The following is a 16,599-nucleotide window of genomic DNA, read 5'->3' as shown; positions in this document are numbered from 1 at the left end:
GCGGGCGCCGCTCCATGTCTCATTCCCATCACGACCACTCCCATGACCATGACCATTCCCACGCACCCACGGTGACGCGGGACAATGAACGCAAGGTCCTGCTCTCCTTCAGCCTGATCTTCACCTTCATGGTCGTCGAGGTGGTCGGCGGCCTGATGTCGGGCTCGCTCGCCCTGCTGGCGGATGCGGGCCATATGCTCACCGACGCCATCGCCCTGGCGCTCGCCTATCTGGCGTTCCGGTTCGGACGGCGCATGGCGGACTCCCGGCGGACGTTTGGCTACCTCCGCTTCGAGGTCATCGCCGGCTTCATCAACGCCGTGACCCTGTTCGCGATCGTCGGCTGGATTCTCTACGAGGCCTGGGAGCGGTTCCAGCAGCCTCACGCCGTCCTGGCCGGGCCGATGTTCTGGGTGGCCGTGGCCGGACTGCTGATCAACATCCTCGTCTTCTGGATTCTGACCCGCGGCGACACCGAACATGTGAACATCAAGGGCGCCGCCCTGCATGTGATGGGCGACCTTCTGGGTTCGGTCGGCGCGGTCGGTGCGGCCATCATCATCTATCTGACGGGCTGGACCCCGATCGATCCGATCCTTTCGGTCCTGGTTTCCCTCCTGATCCTGCGCAGCGCCTGGAAGCTGCTGGGCAAGTCGCTTCACATCCTGCTCGAGGGCGCGCCGGACAACGCCGCGCCGGACATGGTCACGGCCCACCTCAAGGAAACGGTCGCGGGACTGGCCGAGGTCAGCCATATCCACGTCTGGCAGATCACCTCGGGGCGGACCCTGGCCACACTCCACGTCCGCCCTGTCTCGGACGGTCAGGCACGGACGGTGGTCGGCGCCGTCGAGCGCGAGCTGAAGTCGAGGTTCAGCATCGAGCATCCGACCGTCGCCGTGGACTGGAACGACGGTTCCGCGGTGTGCAGCCTGTCGGCCGCCGCACCGGCGAACGATCACGCGCACGACGAAGGGGGGCATGATCATTCTGGCCACGACCACGATCATGACCATGCGCCGGGGCGTGCGCACGCCCACTGATCACGATGTCCGGCGCCGGCTTTCCGGCGCCGGACGGTCGGGTGCCGGTCCGCTCCCCGGGAGGCGCTAGCGCAGCCGGTCCGCGATCCGGCTCATCTGGTCGATCTCGCGACGCTGGGCCTGAACGATCTCGCCGCACAGCGTCACCAGTTCCGGATCGGACAGGTCCGCCTCGCGGCACATCAGGATGGCGCCGGAGTGATGTGGGATCATTGATTCCACGAACTGGCGGTCGTCGATGAGCGTCTGGGTTCGCGTGGCCCAGAAGGAGCCTGCGGTCAGGAGCACGAACAGGATGTACATCGCCAGGTTCAGCCGCCGGTTCGGATACATGCCCGGCATAGTGGCCAGCATGAAGATCCCCATCGGTGCCCACATGGTGACCGCCATATAGACCATATTCAGGTTGTTCCGGAAGTCGATCCAGCCGTCGATCATGGAGAACATGACGACGTACATGACCACCAGGCCGAGAGCCATGTTGATCCAGAACATCAGATAGGGACGGCCGTGCGATCCGGACGCCCTGCCGACCGCCGCAGCAGGTCCGCCGTGATCGGTGTGGGACATGACTGACGATCCTTCCGGTCTAGTGGCCCATGCCCATCGGCTTGACCAGCATCCAGATCGCCATGCCGACCATCATCAGATTCTCTGACAACGAGACGAAGCCCAGCGGCACCTTGCTGTCGCCGCCGACGCAGGCGCACTTCAGTTCGCGCTTGTCGATATAGACGGCCTTGAACACCGAGGCCGCGCCCACGCCGCCGATGAACAGGGCGACCGGGACCGAGACCCACATCAGGGCGCCGGCCAGCATCAGAAGACCCGCCAGGCCTTCGGCATAGGGGTAGACGGTTCCGTACGGCACCCACCGCTTGGCCAGAAGGTCGTAGTTCAGGAACATGGTGGCGAAGGCGTCAACGTCCTTCAGCTTCTGCAGCGCCAGAAGGCACATGGCGATGGCGATGAACCATTCCACGACCCGCACCGAGATCAGTTCGCCATAGGCCGCCCAGCCGGCGGCCATGGCCATCAGCGCGGCCATGGCGAACAGGGCGATGACCGGCGTATAGGTGACTTCATCCTTGTCGCGCACGCGCATGCCGAAGAAGCGGCGCAGGTCATCGAAACCGCCGATGCGCTTGCCGTCGATAAAGGTCTGGGGCGTTGTCTGGACGCCATGTTCGGCCTTGAAGGCGTCGGTCTGCTCGCGCGAGGCGAGGTGATGGTCCTCCACCGTATAGCCCCGGCTCTTCAGCAGGTGCAGCGCCTTCAGGCCATAGGGGCAGGTGTGGCCGGGCATGACCATTCGGTAGATTTGAGCGCGTTTGGCTGGGGACGTCACGACGGGTTTCCTCCGGTTTCTAGAGTTTCGCCTTGGCGAACAGCTCCGCCAGTTCAGTGAATTTCTCGCGCTGCTGAGCGGCGTCGCCAGACGCGATCGCCTCCTCGACGCAGGACGCGGCGTGAGATTTCAGGATCTGGGTCTCGACCCGAGCCAGGGCCGCGCGGGCGGCGTGAACCTGATGAAGGATGTCGATGCAATAGCGGCCGTCCTCGACCATCTGGCTGACTCCGCGAACCTGCCCGGAAATCCGGTTCAGCGCGGTGCGGATCGATTTGACGTCTCTGGCCTGCATGTGTCTACCATACCCCGGCTAGGTATCGTGCACAGCGCGAATTTGTTCCCGTCTTGCGTCTCTTATCCCGAAGGTCACGATGACTGATCAGCCGATCGCTCGCCGCAACATCGCCGTGCTGACCGCAGCCCAGGCGTTGGGCGGCGCCAGTCCCCCGATCGTGATGTCCCTGGGCGGCCTGGTGGGCCAGCAACTGGCTGCGGATCCTGCCTGGGTTACTTTTCCCGTCAGTCTGTTCGGCGTGGGGCTCGCCCTCGGCGCGCCGCCCGCAGCCTTCGTCATGCGACGTCACGGCCGCCGCAACGGCTATCTTCTGGGCGCCCTGTTTGGCGTGGCTTCAGGTCTCGTCGCAGCCTTCGGAATCTTCACCGCGTCCTTCTGGATCTTTTGTCTCGGAGCCTTCACGGCCGGCCTCTACGGCGCCTACGTCCAGAGCTATCGATTCGCAGCCGCCGATGGGGCGGACGGGGATCTGAAGGCCCAGGCGATCTCCTGGGTAATGGTCGGCGGCCTGGTCGCCGCTGTTGTCGGCCCCCAACTGGTCATCTGGACCCGGGACACTGTGCCTGGCACGCCGTATGTCGGCAGCTTCATCAGCCAGGCGGCCCTGGCTCTTCTGGTCATCCCGGTGTTGCTGCTGCTGCGCTCGCCGCCGGCGATCGGTCAGGCCGGTCCCAGCGGCGGCCGCTCGCTGGGACAGATTCTCCGAGCGCCGCGTTTCATGCTGGCGGTAGCGACGGGCGTGGTCTCCTACGGCCTGATGGCCTTCGTCATGACCGCCGCTCCGGTGGCGATGGTTAACATCGGCCATTCGGTGAACAGCGCGGCTCTGGCCATCCAGTGGCATCTGCTCGCCATGTTCGCGCCAAGCTTCTTCACCGGCCGCCTGATGGCGCGGTTCGGAAAGGAACGCGTCGCGGCGGTCGGCATGGTTCTCATCGCGGTTGCGGCGGTGGTTGCCCTGTCGGGCGTGGCGGTGGAAAACTTCTGGCTGTCGCTGATGATCATGGGTCTTGGGTGGAATTTCAGCTTCATCGGCGCCACGGCCATGGTGACGGACTGTCATTCGGTCGAGGAGCGGAGCAAGGCCCAAGGCGCAAATGACTTCTTCGTCTTCGGCGCCACCGCCGTCGTCTCCTTCATGGCCGGCGCGATACTCAACACCGCCGGCTGGCAAGCGATCAACTGGCTCCTGTTCCCGCCTGTCGCCCTGATCCTCGCGCCCCTGCTTTGGCAGGCGGCCCGGCGGCCGCCGACGACGGTCCACTGACGGTTTACCTCGACAAGTCGGTCGCGCCTCAGCGACAGGGCGAGGAGGGTGTGGCCTCTTGATCGGAGGGGCGCGGTGTTTCACCCTGTCTGCACATATGAACACATCGTCATGTGTTGAGTGAAACAGGGGGCGAACTTATGTCGGACAGGGCCGACGACGAAAAAGTGCCGGCGCTTGACACACGCCAGCTGTCGGCTCTGGCGGAGACTTTTCGCCTGCTCGGCGATCCGACCCGCCTGCGCATCCTCATGTTCTGTCTGGACGGCCCCAGGCCGGTCAAGGAGATCGCCGACGGTCTGGAGCTGTCACAGACCCTGGTCAGCCACCACCTCAGGCTTTTGCGCGGGGCGCGTCTGGTCCGGGGAGACCGGGCCTCGCGGCAGGTCTTCTATGAGGTGGCCGATCATCATGTCAGCCATGTGCTGATCGACATGCTCCACCACATCAATGAGGATGCGGAGGCCTGACGTCGCCCGAAAAGGCGTCAGGCGCACCAGGGACTGGTGCGCCTGACATGGCGCCCTCGAGGGTTCCGTTCCGATGACGCCATCTCCGCCGCCACGTCGGGGGGAAGGGGCGGGCGGCGAACGAGCGGCCTTACCGGCTCCGGGCGTCGAGCCAGGATTTCATCATGGCGATCTCCGCCTCCTGGGCGGTGATCACAGCTTCGGCGAGGCGGCGAACTTCGGGATCCTGACCATGTTCCAGCACAACGCGGGCCATGTCGATGGCTCCCTGATGGTGCGGGATCATACCCTTCATGAAGTCGACGTCGGCGTCGCCGCTGAATTCGATGGTCATGTCAGCATGCATCCGGTCGTTGGCGTCCTGATAGGCGCGCACCGCGGGATTGCCGGAAGGGGCGGAGGCGGGGTGATTGGCGTGGCTGTTCTGGGTCATGGCGGGTTCCGGATCTCCTTTGACGATCTGGGATTGGGCATAGGCGAGACCGCCGGCGGCCAGGGCGGCGCCGGCGATGAAGATGAGGGTGAGCGCCTTCACTTGCATGTTGGACGAGCTCAGATCGGCCGGGCGGTGTAACCGTCGTCCGCAAGGGCCTTCTGGATGGCGTCGGCGTCGGCAACGGTGGTCACCGAGATGGTGCGCGACACCGTGTCGGCCTCGAGCCGGGCGTCCGGATCCACCGTGGCGATGGCCTGGGTGATGTGCTTCACGCACGAGCCGCAAGTCATGTTTTCGACGTGGAACTGCATGGGAAAACTCCTTTCGTTTCCGCTTGTGAGCCAAGAGATGCCCCTTCCCATCGTTGGAAGGTCAAGGGCAGGGTCGAGATTTTTTTCGGACTTGACCTTCCAACGATGGGAAACTTCATCTTCACCGACAACTCTGGTCACCCGTGTGAGGATCGCGCGATGAATGCTCCCTATGCGCCGACGAAAAGCGTCGGCTCTCCCTTGAGTCTTCCTATTGAGGGCATGACCTGCGCTTCCTGCGTCGGTCGCGTTGAACGCGCCATCAGCAAGGTCCCCGGCGTGGCCGCGGTCAGCGTCAACCTGGCCACCGAGCGGGCCGACATTCAGGCCGGCGGTCCCATCGAGATGGCGGATATGGTCCAGGCAGTCGCCTCGGCCGGTTACGCCGTACGGACCGCTGGCATCGAGTTGGCCATCGAAGGCATGACCTGCGCCTCCTGCGTCGGGCGGGTCGAAAAGGCGCTCAGGGCGACGCCCGGTGTCGTGAGCGCCAGTGTGAACCTGGCGACCGAACGCGCCACCGTCGAAGGCTTCGCCGAGCTCGGCGCCCTGATCGCAGCGGTGGCCGGCGCCGGCTACACGGCGCATGCCGCCGCACCGGCCGAGGCGGGTGGCGAGGCCGACGAGCGCAAGGACATCGAACGCGCCGCGCTAAAGCGCGACCTGATCATCGCGGCCGCACTGACCCTGCCGGTCTTTCTCCTGGAAATGGGCTCGCACCTCATTCCCGGCGTCCATGCGCTGATCGCGCAGACCATCGGCATGCAGGCCAACTGGTACTTGCAGTTCGTGCTGACCACCGTGGTCCTGGCCGTGCCGGGGATCCGCTTCTACGAGAAGGGGCTGCCGGCTCTGCGCCGCCTAGCGCCGGACATGAACTCCCTGGTGGCGGTGGGGACCCTGGCGGCCTATGCCTATTCCCTGGTGGCGACCTTCGCCCCGGCGCTGCTGCCGGCGGGAACGGTCAATGTCTATTACGAGGCGGCCGCCGTCATCGTCACCCTGGTCCTGCTGGGGCGCTTCCTTGAGGCCCAGGCCAAGGGCCGCACCTCCGAGGCCATCAAGCGTCTGGTCGGGCTTCAGGCCAAGACCGCGCGCGTGCGCCGCGACGGCGTGATGGTTGAAATCGCCATCGCCGAGGTGGCGGCTGGCGATCTGGTCGAGGTCCGTCCCGGCGAGCGCGTTCCGGTCGATGGCGAGGTCGTCGAGGGCGAAAGCTATGTCGATGAATCCATGATCACCGGCGAGCCGGTCCCTGTGGCCAAGGCTTCGGGCGCGGCTCTGGTGGGCGGCACCGTCAATCAGAAGGGCGCCCTTGTGTTCCGCGCCACGGCGGTCGGCGACGGCACCATGCTGTCCCAGATCATTCGCATGGTCGAACAGGCCCAGGGCTCCAAGCTGCCGATCCAGGCGCTGGTCGACAAGGTGACGATGTGGTTCGTGCCGGCGGTCATGGCGGTTGCGGCCCTGACCTTCCTGGTCTGGCTGGTGTTCGGCCCGTCGCCTGCGCTCACCTTCGCCCTGGTCAATGCGGTGGCTGTGCTGATCATCGCCTGCCCGTGCGCCATGGGTCTGGCGACGCCGACCTCGATCATGGTCGGCACCGGTCGCGGCGCCGAACTGGGCGTGCTGTTCCGCAAGGGCGAGGCGCTGCAACTGCTCAAGGACGCCAAGGTCGTGGCCGTCGACAAGACCGGCACCCTGACGGAAGGTCGTCCCGCCCTGACGGACCTGCAGATCGAACCCGGCATGGAGCGCGCCCGCGTTCTGGCTCTGGTGGCGGCGGTCGAGGCCAAGTCCGAACACCCCATCGCCCGCGCCATCGTCGAGGCCGCCGAGGCCGAGGGTCTGACGCTGCCGCTGGTTTCCGCCTTTGAGTCCGTCACCGGACGTGGCGTGACCGCGACGGTGGACGGCGAGGCCGTGCAGATCGGTTCGGACCGCTACATGGGCGAACTGGGACTGGACGTGGGCGTCTTCGCCGATACGGCGGGCCGCATGGGCGATGAGGGCAAGAGCCCGCTCTACGCCGCCATCGGCGGACGTCTGGCGGCGATCATCGCCGTGGCCGACCCGATCAAGGCCAGCACCCCGGCGGCCATCGCCGCCCTGCACGGACTGGGCCTGAAGGTGGCGATGATCACCGGCGACAACCGCCGCACCGCGGCCGCCATCGCCCGCCAGTTGGGCATTGACGAAGTGGTGGCCGAGGTGTTGCCCGACGGCAAGGTCGAGGCGGTGCGCCGTCTCAAGGACGAGCATGGCCGGGTCGCCTTCGTCGGCGACGGCATCAATGACGCCCCGGCGCTGGCGGAATCGGATGTGGGCCTGGCGGTCGGCACCGGCACGGACATCGCCATCGAGGCGGCGGACGTGGTGCTGATGTCCGGCAGTCTGAAAGGGGTGGCGACGGCCATCGCCCTGTCCCGCGCCACCATCGGAAACATCCGGCAGAACCTGTTCTGGGCCTTCGCCTATAATGCGGCCCTCATTCCCGTCGCCGCCGGAGCGTTGTATCCGGTGTGGGGTGTGCTGTTGTCGCCGGTGTTCGCGGCGGGGGCCATGGCCATGTCCAGCGTCTTCGTGCTTGGCAATGCGTTGCGTCTGCGCGGCTTCAGGCCGCCGCAGGGCGTCGATGTCGACGTCGCGGCGCGGCTGGGGTGAACAGGAGAGACCCGTATGAACATCGGTCAGGCCGCCAGGGCCTCCGGCGTGTCCGCCAAGATGATCCGCTACTATGAGCAGACCGGCCTCATCCCGGCGGCGGACCGGAAGGAGTCCGGCTATCGCGACTACTCGGACGCGGACGTACACCGGTTCCGGTTCATCCGACGCGCCCGCGACCTCGGGTTTTCCGTCGCTGAGATTCAGGACCTGCTGAGCCTGTGGAACGACCGGTCGCGTCAGAGCGCCGACGTCAAACGCATCGCCAGCGCGCACATCGCGGAGCTGAATACGCGGATCGCCAGCCTCAGGCAGATGTCGGACACCCTGCAAACGCTGATCGCCTGCTGCGCGGGTGACGATCGCCCCGACTGTCCGATCCTGGCGGATCTGGAAGAAACCTCGGAAGCGCCGCCGGCCGGCGTCCGGCCGGCCGGCGGGGTCGGTCATCTGAAGTCGCGCGTCTGACCGATGGCGGGGCGGATGAGGTTCATCCGCCCCGTGCCGGGTCAGCCCTCGACCTTGATGACGCCGCGCCGAATCTGGTCGAGTTCGATCGATTCGAACAGGGCCTGGAAATTGCCGTTGCCAAAGCCCTCGTTGCCCTTGCGCTGGATGATCTCGAAGAAGATCGGTCCGAACAGGTTCTCGGTGAAGATCTGCAGCAGGATGCCTTCCTCGCCGATGTTCCCGTCGATCAGAATGCGGTTCGCCTTGAGCCGCTCCAGATCCTCGCCATGGCCTGGCACCCGCTTGTCGACCAGCTCGTAGTAGGTCTCGATGGTGTCCTGAAGCCGCACGCCACGGGCGCGCAGGGCCTCCACGGTCTCGTAGATGTTGTCCGTGGTCATGGCCAGGTGCTGGATGCCCTCGCCGTTATACTCGCGGATGAACTCCTCGATCTGGGACTGGTCGTCCTCGCTCTCGTTGAGGGGGATGCGAATCGCCTTGTCCGGCGCGATCATCGCCTGGGAGATCAGGCTGGTGGCCTGGCCCTTGATGTTGAAATACTTCTGCTCCTCGAAGCCGAAGATTTGGTTGTAGAAGCCGGACCAGGTCCGCATCTGGCCCCGACGGACGTTGTGGGTGAGGTGATCCAGAATGTCGAGGCCGACGCTGTTTGCGGCCTCGGCCTCGCGCCACCCGTCGATCTCGGTCCAGTCGTCGTACAGCGACCCGGCCGCACCGTGGCGGTCGACGAGATAGAGGTAGGAGCCGCCGATGCCTTCCAGCACCATGGCGTCAGCGCCGAGCGCGCCTGCGGCGGCGTCGGCGGCGCGCGCACCGCGCGACAGGGCCAGATCATAGGCCTGGCGAGCGTCGGCCACCCGGAAGGCCATGCCGCTGGCTGAAGGTCCGTGCAGCGCCCGGAACGCAGCCGCCTGTCCGGTCGCTTCGCTGTTGACGAGCAGATTGGTGCGGCCCTGCTTGTAGCGAACCACCGCTTTCGTCGGATGACGATGTGTGGCCACAAAGCCGAGGCGTTCGATCAGGGCGGCCATCGCCTCGGGATCGGGACTGGTGAATTCCACGAACTCGAAGCCGTCCAGACCAATGGGGTTTTCGGGGGTGATGCTCATGAGGGTGTCTCCGGTCTTCTTGACGGCGCGCCTGTGACAGATGGCGCAGGCGAGCGGGGGAGGTGAGGCCAGAGCTCGCGGGGAGGGTGCGCCATCGTGGTCATTGTAGACCGGACAAGCGAGGATCGCCTTTCAAAGCGGCTCGGATTACAGCTCGATATGAAATCAAATTTCAGGATGAGAGAATTTGTGAAAGAGAGAGTGTTGGATGATGTTGATCGCCGGCTGTTGCGCGCCTTGCAGGACGACGCCGGCCTGAGCCACGTGGCCCTGGCGGAACTCGCCGGATCGTCTCCGGCGTCGTGCTGGCGCCGGATCCGGGCGCTGGAAGAGGCGGGAATTCTGAAGGGAGCCGTGCGACTGGTCGATGCCGAACGGGTCGGCCGGGGCGTGAACGTGATGTGCCAGGTCAGGATGCGGTCGCATGCCCCGGCGGACCGGACCGCCTTCGAGGCCTATCTCGCCACCCGGCCGGATGTCATGGAGGCCCATTCCATGTCCGGGGAATGGGATTATCTCCTGCGGATCGTGGCCGCAGATGTCGCCGGCTACGAACGCTTCCTCATGCGCGACCTGCTGAACCATTCGAACGTGGCCACCGCCGCCTCCCACTTCGCGCTCAGCCAGGTGAAATACACCACCGCCGTGCCGCTCTAGGCGGATTGCGTTGATGGATACGGCCGGAATGCCGCGATCCGGGCTTGAAACATGATATATGAATAGGTATTCAAGTGTTGACTTATTGCCTTGGGCGGTTGGGTTTCCGGATCGGGCCTGGCCAGCGGAGCGTGGATGATGAAAGACGACTATTACGACCTTGGCGACTTCCGTCGCGATGTGACGACCACCTCACCCCAGGCGCAGCTCTGGTTCGATCGCGGGCTGGCCTGGGCGTACTGCTTCAATCCCGAGGAAGCGGTCCGCTGCTTTGAAAAGGCGCTCGACTACGATCCCGACTGCGCCATGGCGCACTGGGGCGTCGCCTTTGGTACGGGGCCGAACTACAACAAGGCTTGGCGGCTTTTCGACGCCGAGGACATGCAGAAGGCCGTGACGATCGGCCGTGCCGCGCTTGAACGCGCACGCGAAGCGGTCGGCCGCAACGGCACCGCCTTCGAAAAGGCCCTGATCGCGGCGCTTGGACCACGCTTCCCCGAGCAGACGACCCGCGACCCTGACGAATTCGATCGTCTGAACCGGACCTATGCGGACGCCATGCGGGTTTTCTATCAGCAGTTTTCGGACGACATCGACGCGGCGGCGCTGTTCGGGGACGCCTTGATCTGTCTCAGTCCGCGGGCTCTGTGGGATCTCGATACGGGAGAACCGATCGGACCGGGCACGCTGGAGGCCCGGGCGGTGATCGAGGACGCCCTGCCGCGTCCGGGGGGCGACCGGCATCCGGTTCTCAACCATCTCTATATCCACCTGATGGAGATGTCGCCGTGGCCCGAGATCGCGCTTCCGGCCGCCGACCGTCTGCGTCGCCTGTCGCGGGACGGCGCCCATCTGGCGCATATGTCCACCCACATCGACAACGCCTGCGGCGACTGGCGCCGGGTGATCGATTCCAACCTCGATGCGGTCGAGGCGGATGAACGCTATTTCGGTCACGAGACCGAAGTCGGCGCCTGGTACAACGTCTATCGCGTCCACAACCTGATGGTCGGAGCCTACGGCGCGATGATGGCGGGCCGTTCGCGTGAGGCGCTGTTCATGGCGAACCGGCTGAAGGAAGTCCTTACCCCGCAGTTGCTCGGCATCCAGAGCCCGCCGATGGCGGATTTGCTCGAGGCGCACGGCACCACGCTTCCGCATGTTCTCATTCGCTTCGGCCGTTGGCAGGAAATCCTCGACCTGGAATTCCCGACGGACCGCAAACTCTATTGTTCGACCACGGCGATGATCCACTATGCGCGCGGCATCGCCTTCGCCGCCCTGCGGCGCGTGCCGGAAGCCGAGGCGGAGCGGGAGAAATTCATCGACGCCGTCGCCGCGGTGCCAGACAGCCGTTTCAACTCCATCCCCGTGCCGGAGCTCCAGGCGCTCGCCATCGCGCGCAAGATGCTCGACGGGGAACTGGAATACAGGAAGGGAAATATCGAGGAGGCGTTCTCGCTGTTGCGCGAGGCGATCGCCCTCGAGGACACGCTGCCCTACAGCGACCCTCCGGCCTGGCTGCAGCCCGTCCGCCACGCCTATTGCGCCCTGCTGACCGAGCAGGGGCGGCACGCCGAAGCTGCAGAACAGCACAGGATCGACCTCGGGCTGGAGCGCAAACTGGGCAGGCGGCGGATCCGACCGAACAACGTCTGGAGCCTGCACGGCCTCTACGAGTGTCTGACGAAACTCGGCCGGCACGACGAGGCCCGGGAGATCGTCCTCCAGCGCGACATCGCCGTGGCTTCGGCCGACATCAAGATCGCCGCAGCCTGTTTCTGTCGCTTGAGCGCCTTTGAGAACGAGGCCGCCTGACCCGGCCGGACCGGGCCTCGTCCTGTAGGAGAAACAGCGGGATAGGATGCTCGACCGGCCTGGCCGTGCCGGCGCCGTCCGAGCCTGGCGCGGTGCGTGCGACGTCCGGATCAACTGCGTCTTCCTCTGATCCTTCACAGGCTTGCCGGACGCCGCCGGCGGGCTGGGGAGCCTTGCTCGTCGGCGATCGGAGGAAGCGATGAAGGGAAGCAGGATGTGGAACCGGCCTCGCCCGGCCGCCACCTCGCGCACCGCGCTGACGACGTCGGTGCTCTCGGTCACCCTCGTCCTGCTGCTGTCGGCGAGCTGGCTGCTCGTCGGCTACCTCGTTTCGGGCGTGTCGCCGCTGCTGGTGGCCGCCGGCCGCACAGGGGCCAGCTTCATCGTCTTTGCCGCGATCGTGCTGCTTTCCGCTCGGAGTCGTTCCGAAGCGCGGATTGCGGCGCGACGCGGCGGAACAGTCGCTCTGCTCGGATTGCTGGGCTTTTTCCTTTACTACGCCGGAACCATGCTCGGCGCGGCGTTCATCGGCCCCTCCCGCACCGGTCTGATCATCTCGCTTCTGCCAAGCCTCACTTTCGTGATCGGCGCCGTCGCCTTTGGCGAACGGGTCACCCGCAACAAGGTGCTGGGCGCCTGTCTCGCCCTGGGCGGTGCGCTGGCCTATGCGATTGCCGACAAGCCCGCAAGCGAGGGTCATGCCGGGGCGGAGGGGCTGTACCTCGTCGGCGGCGCCCTGCTCGTGTTCGGTGGAACGGCGTCCTACGCCCTGTATGGCTACGTCTTCCGCGCGCGCATGGCGGACCTGTCCGCCCTCTCGGCCTTGCCGGCCATTACCGGGGCCGGCGCCGCCATGCTCGCCGTGACGGTCGTTCTCTTCGTTCCGCTCGTCGGCGTCGCGCCTTCCGACTGGGCCGCCATCGCAGGTCTGGGCGCGGGGCTGACGGCGCCGGTCTTTCTCATCCTGCACAGGCTCATCCTGCTGAAGGGGGCGCTCTTCACAGCCTCGCTGATGCTGGCGGTGCCGTTCCTGGTCCGCCTGGGGGAGTGGGGGCTCGGCTGGGAAGCCGCACCGGGCGCATTCAGTCTGCTGTTGCTGCTGATCTGCGCCGGCGGCGTCTGGCTGACCCTTCGTGGCGGACCGGCAGAGACCGAGGCGGCCACCTGATGCGGAGCCGACGACGTGTCGCTTGACCCTGCCGCGGCGGAACACTGTAGGCTGGGCCGCATCATCCCAAGCGGCCCGCGCTGATTGGATTTATCAATGGAGAGCATGCGAATGAGCGGAGACAAGGAGTTCGAGTTCGGGCTTGCGGACGGGCGCAGGATCGTCGGCGTGATCGAGCGGCCGCAGGCGACGCCGCGAGGCTGGGCCATCGTCGCGCACTGCTTCAGCTGCGGTCAGGATGGCCTGGCCGCGGTGCGGCTGTCGCGTGCGCTGGCGCGAAGCGGGGTAGGCGTCCTGCGCTTCGACTTCGCCGGGGCGGGCGATCGGGACGCCCAAGTCGCTGACGCGAGCTTCGCCGCCGACGTGCAGGATTTGATCGCGGCCAGCGGGGCCATGGAAGCGGCCGGCATGACGCCGAATCTTCTGGTCGGTCACAGCCTGGGCGGGTTGGCGGTGCTGGCCGCCGCCGAACATCTGCCCCAGGTGCGGGCCATCGCCACCATAGGAGCGCCCGCCGACGCGGCCCATGTGCTGACCCATGTGTCAGAAGAGGATCTGAAGCGGATCGAAAGCGAAGGAGAGGCCGAGGTGACGCTCGGCGGTCGACCGTACCGGATCGGTCAGAGCTTCGTCGACGACGTCAGGACCCGCTCGCCTCTGGATGCCGTCAGCCGCCTGAAACGCGCGCTGCTGGTGATGCATGCGCCGCTGGACGAGGTCGTCAGCATCGACAACGCTTCCGCCATCTTCGTGGCGGCCAGACATCCCAAGAGCTTCATCTCCCTGGACGACGCCGATCACCTGCTCACCCGCCAGTCGGACGCCGACTATGTCGCCGGCGTCATCGCCTGCTGGGCGTCGCGCTACCTTCCGGCGCTCGAGCCCGACCTGACGGGAGACGAGGGCAACCTGGCCGGCGTCCTCGTCGAGGAGACGGGCGGCGGCGCCTATCAGGCCCGGGTTCGTGTCGGGGCTCATACCTTCCTCGCCGACGAACCGGCGAGCCTGGGCGGTCTGGGCAGTGGTCCGTCGCCGTTCGAACTCGTGTCGGCCGGGTTGGGCGCCTGCAGCGTGATGACCATGCGGATGTACGCCGAACGCAAGGGGTGGCCCCTGGAGCGGGCCACTGTCCGCGTCGTGCATGCGAAACGGCGGGACCAGACGCCCGCCGATGTCTTCAAGCGCGCCATCACTCTGGAGGGGCCGCTGGATGAGGCGCAGCGTGCTCGATTGCTGGAGATGGCCGACCGCTGCCCCGTCGATCTGATGCTCGTCCGGGGCGCGGAGGTCGAGACCGAACTGCTCCCCGCCGCTTGAACGGTTTCGGCCGGGGTGTGCGCCGGGCGTCGGTCGCCCGGCGCACACCTGCCGAAAGTCACGCCCCGTTATGGCGTCCGTACACCCGGGTCCGGCCATCGGCGAGCAGCAGCAGGGAGACATAGGGTTCACGCCCGGCGGATTCCATTCCGGGGGAACCGGCAGGCATTCCCGGAACGACAAGGGCGCGCGCCGCCGGCGCCTCCCGGATCAGCCGGTCGATATCGGCGGCGGGCACATGGCCCTCGACGGCATAGCGACCGACGACGCCGGTATGGCAGGAGGCGAGCCTGTCCGGCACCCCGTGGCGCGCCCGGACAGGGGCGAGATCCTCGACGTCGATCACACGGGCTGTCCAGCCGGCCTGACGCAGATGATCGACCCAAAGGCCGCAGCAACCGCACCAGGGCGTCTTGTAGACCGTGATGGATCGTCGCGTCTGGGCCGTCGCTTCCGATCCGGCAATGACGCCACAAAGCACCAGCCCGCCGGACAGAATGCTGCGACGACTGGGAGAGGATGAAAACATGCGGGGTCCTTCACAGATACTTCGTAATGTCGCGAAACTCGGCCGTGGCGGCCCGCGACTGTTCAGCCGTGCCCGCCGCTGCCTGCGCCAGGCAATGATCCACATGGTCATGGATCAGGGTCTTCTTGGCCGCCGCGATAGCCTTTTCGATCGCATGAAGCTGCTGCGCGACTTCGACGCAGGCGCGCTCACCCTCGATCATGCGGATCACGGTGCGCAGATGGCCTTCGGCGCGGCGCAGGCGGGCGAGGACAGCAGGATGCGAAGCGTGGAGCGAACTCATGCGCTTTGACCTATCCCCGGGGAGAGGATATGTCAAAGCGGAAGACTGGCTGGATTCCCATGTTCTCCCCTCTCGCCCATCGCGGCTATCGTCACCTCTTCATCGCGCAGGTCGCCGCCCTTCTCGGTACGGGCCTGGCGACGATAGCCCTGGGGCTGCTCGCCCACCGGCTGGCCGGAGCGAATGCTGGCGAAGTTCTCGCCATGGTGCTGTCGATCAAGATGGTCGCCTATATCGGCGTGGCGCCCTTCGCCAGCGCCATCGCCGCCCGGCTGCCGCGAAAGACCCTGCTTGTCCTGCTGGATCTGGTCCGGGCAGGGGTCGCGGTCGCCCTGCCTTTCGTCGGCGCGGCCTGGCAGGTCTATGCCTTGATGACGATGCTCTATGTCGCGTCGGCGGCCTTCACACCCGCCTTCCAGGCCATGATCCCCGATCTTCTGGAAGATGAGGCCGAATACACCCGGGCGCTGTCGCTGTCGCGTCTCGCGGCGGATATGGAGAGCGTCGTCAGCCCCGTGGCGGCCGCTCTGCTTCTGACCGTGATGGGCTTCTCCGACCTCTTTCTCGGTACGGCGGCGGGCTTTCTGCTGTCCGCCGGTTTCGTCGTCAGCGCAGGGCTCCCGACCCGGACACCAGCCCGACCGCTTCCCTTTCTGCGTCGGCTGACCGGAGGCCTCCGGCTTTTCGCCTTCACGCCCCGTCTGCGGGGGCTGCTCGCCGTCAGCCTGGCCACAGCGGCCGGCGGGGCGATGGTGTTCGTCAATACCGTCGTGCTGGTGCAGTCCCGGTTCGGACTGTCACAGCAGGCTACGGCCTGGGCGCTCGCGGCTTTTGGACTGGGCTCGATGACGGCGGCCGTGGCGCTGGGGCGGTTGCTTGATCGGCTGGACGATCGCCGTGTCATGGTCTCCGGCGGCATGGTGATGACAGCCGTTCTTGTCGTCGGCGGCTTTCTGGCGGACCGGTACTGGGTGCTGCTGATCCTGTGGGTGTTGATGGGCTTCGGCTACTCCCTGACCATCACTCCGGCGGGGCGTGCGCTGCGACGCTCCTCGACGGCCGAGGATCGACCCGCCCTGTTCGCCGCCCAGTTCGCCCTGTCGCACGCCTGTTGGCTGATCGCCTATCCCGTCGCCGGACTTGTCTCGGCCGAGGCGGACCCGTCAGCCGCCTTCTTCGTTCTGGCGACGCTCTGCGGTGCGGGCGCGTTCCTGGCGCTGATGATCTGGCCTGCACGCGATCCCCTCGACCTGCTGCATCGCCACCCCGACCTTCCGGAAGACCATCCTCATCTGCAGGAACACATCGAGCTCCACGACGGGGCCGGCCACGCCCATCCTGTCGTGATAGACGAACTCCATCGGCGCTGGCCGAGGCCCTGACGCCGACATGGCGGAGCGCCCCGGGGGA

At 66.3% G+C, this 16,599-nt stretch carries 18 protein-coding genes; 10 read left to right on the top strand and 8 right to left on the bottom strand.

All coding sequences use genetic code 11. The annotated features are described in order from the left end of the window. The first annotated feature begins 14 nt into the window (after positions 1-14). Positions 15-1,043 (top strand): cation diffusion facilitator family transporter, encoded by a 1,029-nt coding sequence (locus RSD66_RS12430; RefSeq protein WP_026108280.1) that lies wholly within the window; start codon positions 15-17, stop codon positions 1,041-1,043. Positions 1,044-1,109: 66 nt separating this feature from the next. Here the strand turns inward: RSD66_RS12430 and RSD66_RS12425 are convergent, their stop codons facing one another. From RSD66_RS12425 to RSD66_RS12415, 3 genes are read right to left on the bottom strand one after another with little or no spacing between them, the layout of a single operon-like run. Beyond that, complete coding sequence (locus tag RSD66_RS12425; RefSeq protein ID WP_017504236.1) at positions 1,110-1,613, bottom strand: DUF305 domain-containing protein; 504 nt, start codon at positions 1,611-1,613, stop codon at positions 1,110-1,112. Positions 1,614-1,632: 19 nt separating this feature from the next. Then, positions 1,633-2,355 carry a glutaredoxin family protein gene (locus RSD66_RS12420; RefSeq protein WP_017504235.1) on the bottom strand — a complete coding sequence of 241 codons (723 nt, stop codon included), beginning with the start codon at positions 2,353-2,355 and terminating at the stop codon, positions 1,633-1,635. A 55-nt stretch (positions 2,356-2,410) separates the two neighbouring features. Next, positions 2,411-2,686, bottom strand: coding sequence for a metal-sensitive transcriptional regulator (locus tag RSD66_RS12415; RefSeq protein WP_017504234.1), 276 nt, complete (start codon positions 2,684-2,686; stop codon positions 2,411-2,413). A 79-nt stretch (positions 2,687-2,765) separates the two neighbouring features. Here RSD66_RS12415 and RSD66_RS12410 point away from each other — a divergent pair, with 79 nt between their 5' ends. Both RSD66_RS12410 and RSD66_RS12405 read left to right on the top strand, forming a co-directional pair. Continuing rightward, positions 2,766-3,956 (top strand): MFS transporter, encoded by a 1,191-nt coding sequence (locus RSD66_RS12410; RefSeq protein WP_017504233.1) that lies wholly within the window; start codon positions 2,766-2,768, stop codon positions 3,954-3,956. A gap of 140 nt (positions 3,957-4,096) precedes the next feature. Further along, a complete protein-coding gene (locus RSD66_RS12405) occupies positions 4,097-4,426 on the top strand; it encodes an ArsR/SmtB family transcription factor (protein WP_017504232.1) in 330 nt (109 codons plus the stop codon). Positions 4,427-4,556: 130 nt separating this feature from the next. Here the strand turns inward: RSD66_RS12405 and RSD66_RS12400 are convergent, their stop codons facing one another. Both RSD66_RS12400 and RSD66_RS12395 read right to left on the bottom strand, forming a co-directional pair. Then, complete coding sequence (locus RSD66_RS12400) at positions 4,557-4,967, bottom strand: DUF305 domain-containing protein (protein WP_017504231.1); 411 nt, start codon at positions 4,965-4,967, stop codon at positions 4,557-4,559. 11 nt (positions 4,968-4,978) lie between these two features. Further along, complete coding sequence (locus RSD66_RS12395) at positions 4,979-5,173, bottom strand: heavy-metal-associated domain-containing protein (RefSeq protein ID WP_017504230.1); 195 nt, start codon at positions 5,171-5,173, stop codon at positions 4,979-4,981. Between the two features lie 159 nt (positions 5,174-5,332). Between RSD66_RS12395 and RSD66_RS12390 the strand changes: the two genes are divergently transcribed. Together RSD66_RS12390 and cueR are read left to right on the top strand one after the other, a co-directional pair. Then, positions 5,333-7,837 (top strand): heavy metal translocating P-type ATPase, encoded by a 2,505-nt coding sequence (locus tag RSD66_RS12390; protein WP_038293496.1) that lies wholly within the window; start codon positions 5,333-5,335, stop codon positions 7,835-7,837. 15 nt (positions 7,838-7,852) lie between these two features. Then, positions 7,853-8,305 carry a Cu(I)-responsive transcriptional regulator gene (cueR, locus tag RSD66_RS12385; protein ID WP_017504228.1) on the top strand — a complete coding sequence of 151 codons (453 nt, stop codon included), beginning with the start codon at positions 7,853-7,855 and terminating at the stop codon, positions 8,303-8,305. A 41-nt stretch (positions 8,306-8,346) separates the two neighbouring features. On the opposite strand, the gene hppD is transcribed toward cueR, so the two are convergent. Continuing rightward, positions 8,347-9,417 carry a 4-hydroxyphenylpyruvate dioxygenase gene (gene hppD, locus RSD66_RS12380; protein WP_017504227.1) on the bottom strand — a complete coding sequence of 357 codons (1,071 nt, stop codon included), beginning with the start codon at positions 9,415-9,417 and terminating at the stop codon, positions 8,347-8,349. A gap of 96 nt (positions 9,418-9,513) precedes the next feature. On the opposite strand from hppD, the gene RSD66_RS12375 reads away from it, so the two are divergent. From RSD66_RS12375 to RSD66_RS12360, 4 genes are all read left to right on the top strand, one after another. Then, a complete protein-coding gene (locus tag RSD66_RS12375; RefSeq protein WP_315024397.1) occupies positions 9,514-10,074 on the top strand; it encodes an Lrp/AsnC family transcriptional regulator in 561 nt (186 codons plus the stop codon). Positions 10,075-10,209: 135 nt separating this feature from the next. After that, positions 10,210-11,892: a tetratricopeptide repeat protein gene (locus RSD66_RS12370; protein ID WP_017504225.1), complete on the top strand. Its 1,683-nt coding sequence runs from the start codon at positions 10,210-10,212 to the stop codon at positions 11,890-11,892. A 199-nt stretch (positions 11,893-12,091) separates the two neighbouring features. Then, entirely contained in the window at positions 12,092-13,060 is a 969-nt protein-coding gene (locus RSD66_RS12365) for an EamA family transporter (protein ID WP_081600451.1), read from the top strand. A 111-nt stretch (positions 13,061-13,171) separates the two neighbouring features. Then, positions 13,172-14,377: a bifunctional alpha/beta hydrolase/OsmC family protein gene (locus RSD66_RS12360; protein ID WP_017504223.1), complete on the top strand. Its 1,206-nt coding sequence runs from the start codon at positions 13,172-13,174 to the stop codon at positions 14,375-14,377. A 58-nt stretch (positions 14,378-14,435) separates the two neighbouring features. Here the strand turns inward: RSD66_RS12360 and RSD66_RS12355 are convergent, their stop codons facing one another. Together RSD66_RS12355 and RSD66_RS12350 are read right to left on the bottom strand one after the other, a co-directional pair. After that, positions 14,436-14,906 (bottom strand): DUF411 domain-containing protein, encoded by a 471-nt coding sequence (locus tag RSD66_RS12355; RefSeq protein WP_017504222.1) that lies wholly within the window; start codon positions 14,904-14,906, stop codon positions 14,436-14,438. Positions 14,907-14,916: 10 nt separating this feature from the next. Continuing rightward, positions 14,917-15,189 (bottom strand): metal-sensing transcriptional repressor, encoded by a 273-nt coding sequence (locus tag RSD66_RS12350; RefSeq protein ID WP_017504221.1) that lies wholly within the window; start codon positions 15,187-15,189, stop codon positions 14,917-14,919. A gap of 59 nt (positions 15,190-15,248) precedes the next feature. Between RSD66_RS12350 and RSD66_RS12345 the strand changes: the two genes are divergently transcribed. After that, the gene (locus RSD66_RS12345) at positions 15,249-16,571 is read left to right on the top strand and encodes an MFS transporter (RefSeq protein ID WP_026108278.1); all 1,323 of its coding nucleotides are present in this window, start codon (positions 15,249-15,251) and stop codon (positions 16,569-16,571) included. The last annotated feature ends 28 nt before the right edge of the window (positions 16,572-16,599 follow it).

The sequence above is a fragment of the Brevundimonas sp. S1H14 genome, from assembly GCF_047716865.1.
Taxonomy (GTDB): domain Bacteria; phylum Pseudomonadota; class Alphaproteobacteria; order Caulobacterales; family Caulobacteraceae; genus Brevundimonas; species Brevundimonas naejangsanensis.
Note: the sequence above shows the minus strand (reverse complement) of the source record. Positions and strands in the feature narration are given on the sequence as shown.

Bases quoted from the DNA above. Each gene is read 5' to 3' on its own strand.
- RSD66_RS12430 (WP_026108280.1), top strand. From the start codon at position 15: ATGTCTCATTCCCATCACGACCACTCCCATGACCATGACCATTCCCAC.
- RSD66_RS12425 (WP_017504236.1), bottom strand. From the start codon at position 1,613: ATGTCCCACACCGATCACGGCGGACCTGCTGCGGCGGTCGGCAGGGCG.
- RSD66_RS12420 (WP_017504235.1), bottom strand. From the start codon at position 2,355: ATGGTCATGCCCGGCCACACCTGCCCCTATGGCCTGAAGGCGCTGCAC.
- RSD66_RS12415 (WP_017504234.1), bottom strand. From the start codon at position 2,686: ATGCAGGCCAGAGACGTCAAATCGATCCGCACCGCGCTGAACCGGATT.
- RSD66_RS12410 (WP_017504233.1), top strand. From the start codon at position 2,766: ATGACTGATCAGCCGATCGCTCGCCGCAACATCGCCGTGCTGACCGCA.
- RSD66_RS12405 (WP_017504232.1), top strand. From the start codon at position 4,097: ATGTCGGACAGGGCCGACGACGAAAAAGTGCCGGCGCTTGACACACGC.
- RSD66_RS12400 (WP_017504231.1), bottom strand. From the start codon at position 4,967: ATGCAAGTGAAGGCGCTCACCCTCATCTTCATCGCCGGCGCCGCCCTG.
- RSD66_RS12395 (WP_017504230.1), bottom strand. From the start codon at position 5,173: ATGCAGTTCCACGTCGAAAACATGACTTGCGGCTCGTGCGTGAAGCAC.
- RSD66_RS12390 (WP_038293496.1), top strand. From the start codon at position 5,333: ATGAATGCTCCCTATGCGCCGACGAAAAGCGTCGGCTCTCCCTTGAGT.
- cueR (WP_017504228.1), top strand. From the start codon at position 7,853: ATGAACATCGGTCAGGCCGCCAGGGCCTCCGGCGTGTCCGCCAAGATG.
- hppD (WP_017504227.1), bottom strand. From the start codon at position 9,417: ATGAGCATCACCCCCGAAAACCCCATTGGTCTGGACGGCTTCGAGTTC.
- RSD66_RS12370 (WP_017504225.1), top strand. From the start codon at position 10,210: ATGATGAAAGACGACTATTACGACCTTGGCGACTTCCGTCGCGATGTG.
- RSD66_RS12365 (WP_081600451.1), top strand. From the start codon at position 12,092: ATGAAGGGAAGCAGGATGTGGAACCGGCCTCGCCCGGCCGCCACCTCG.
- RSD66_RS12360 (WP_017504223.1), top strand. From the start codon at position 13,172: ATGAGCGGAGACAAGGAGTTCGAGTTCGGGCTTGCGGACGGGCGCAGG.
- RSD66_RS12355 (WP_017504222.1), bottom strand. From the start codon at position 14,906: ATGTTTTCATCCTCTCCCAGTCGTCGCAGCATTCTGTCCGGCGGGCTG.
- RSD66_RS12350 (WP_017504221.1), bottom strand. From the start codon at position 15,189: ATGAGTTCGCTCCACGCTTCGCATCCTGCTGTCCTCGCCCGCCTGCGC.
- RSD66_RS12345 (WP_026108278.1), top strand. From the start codon at position 15,249: ATGTTCTCCCCTCTCGCCCATCGCGGCTATCGTCACCTCTTCATCGCG.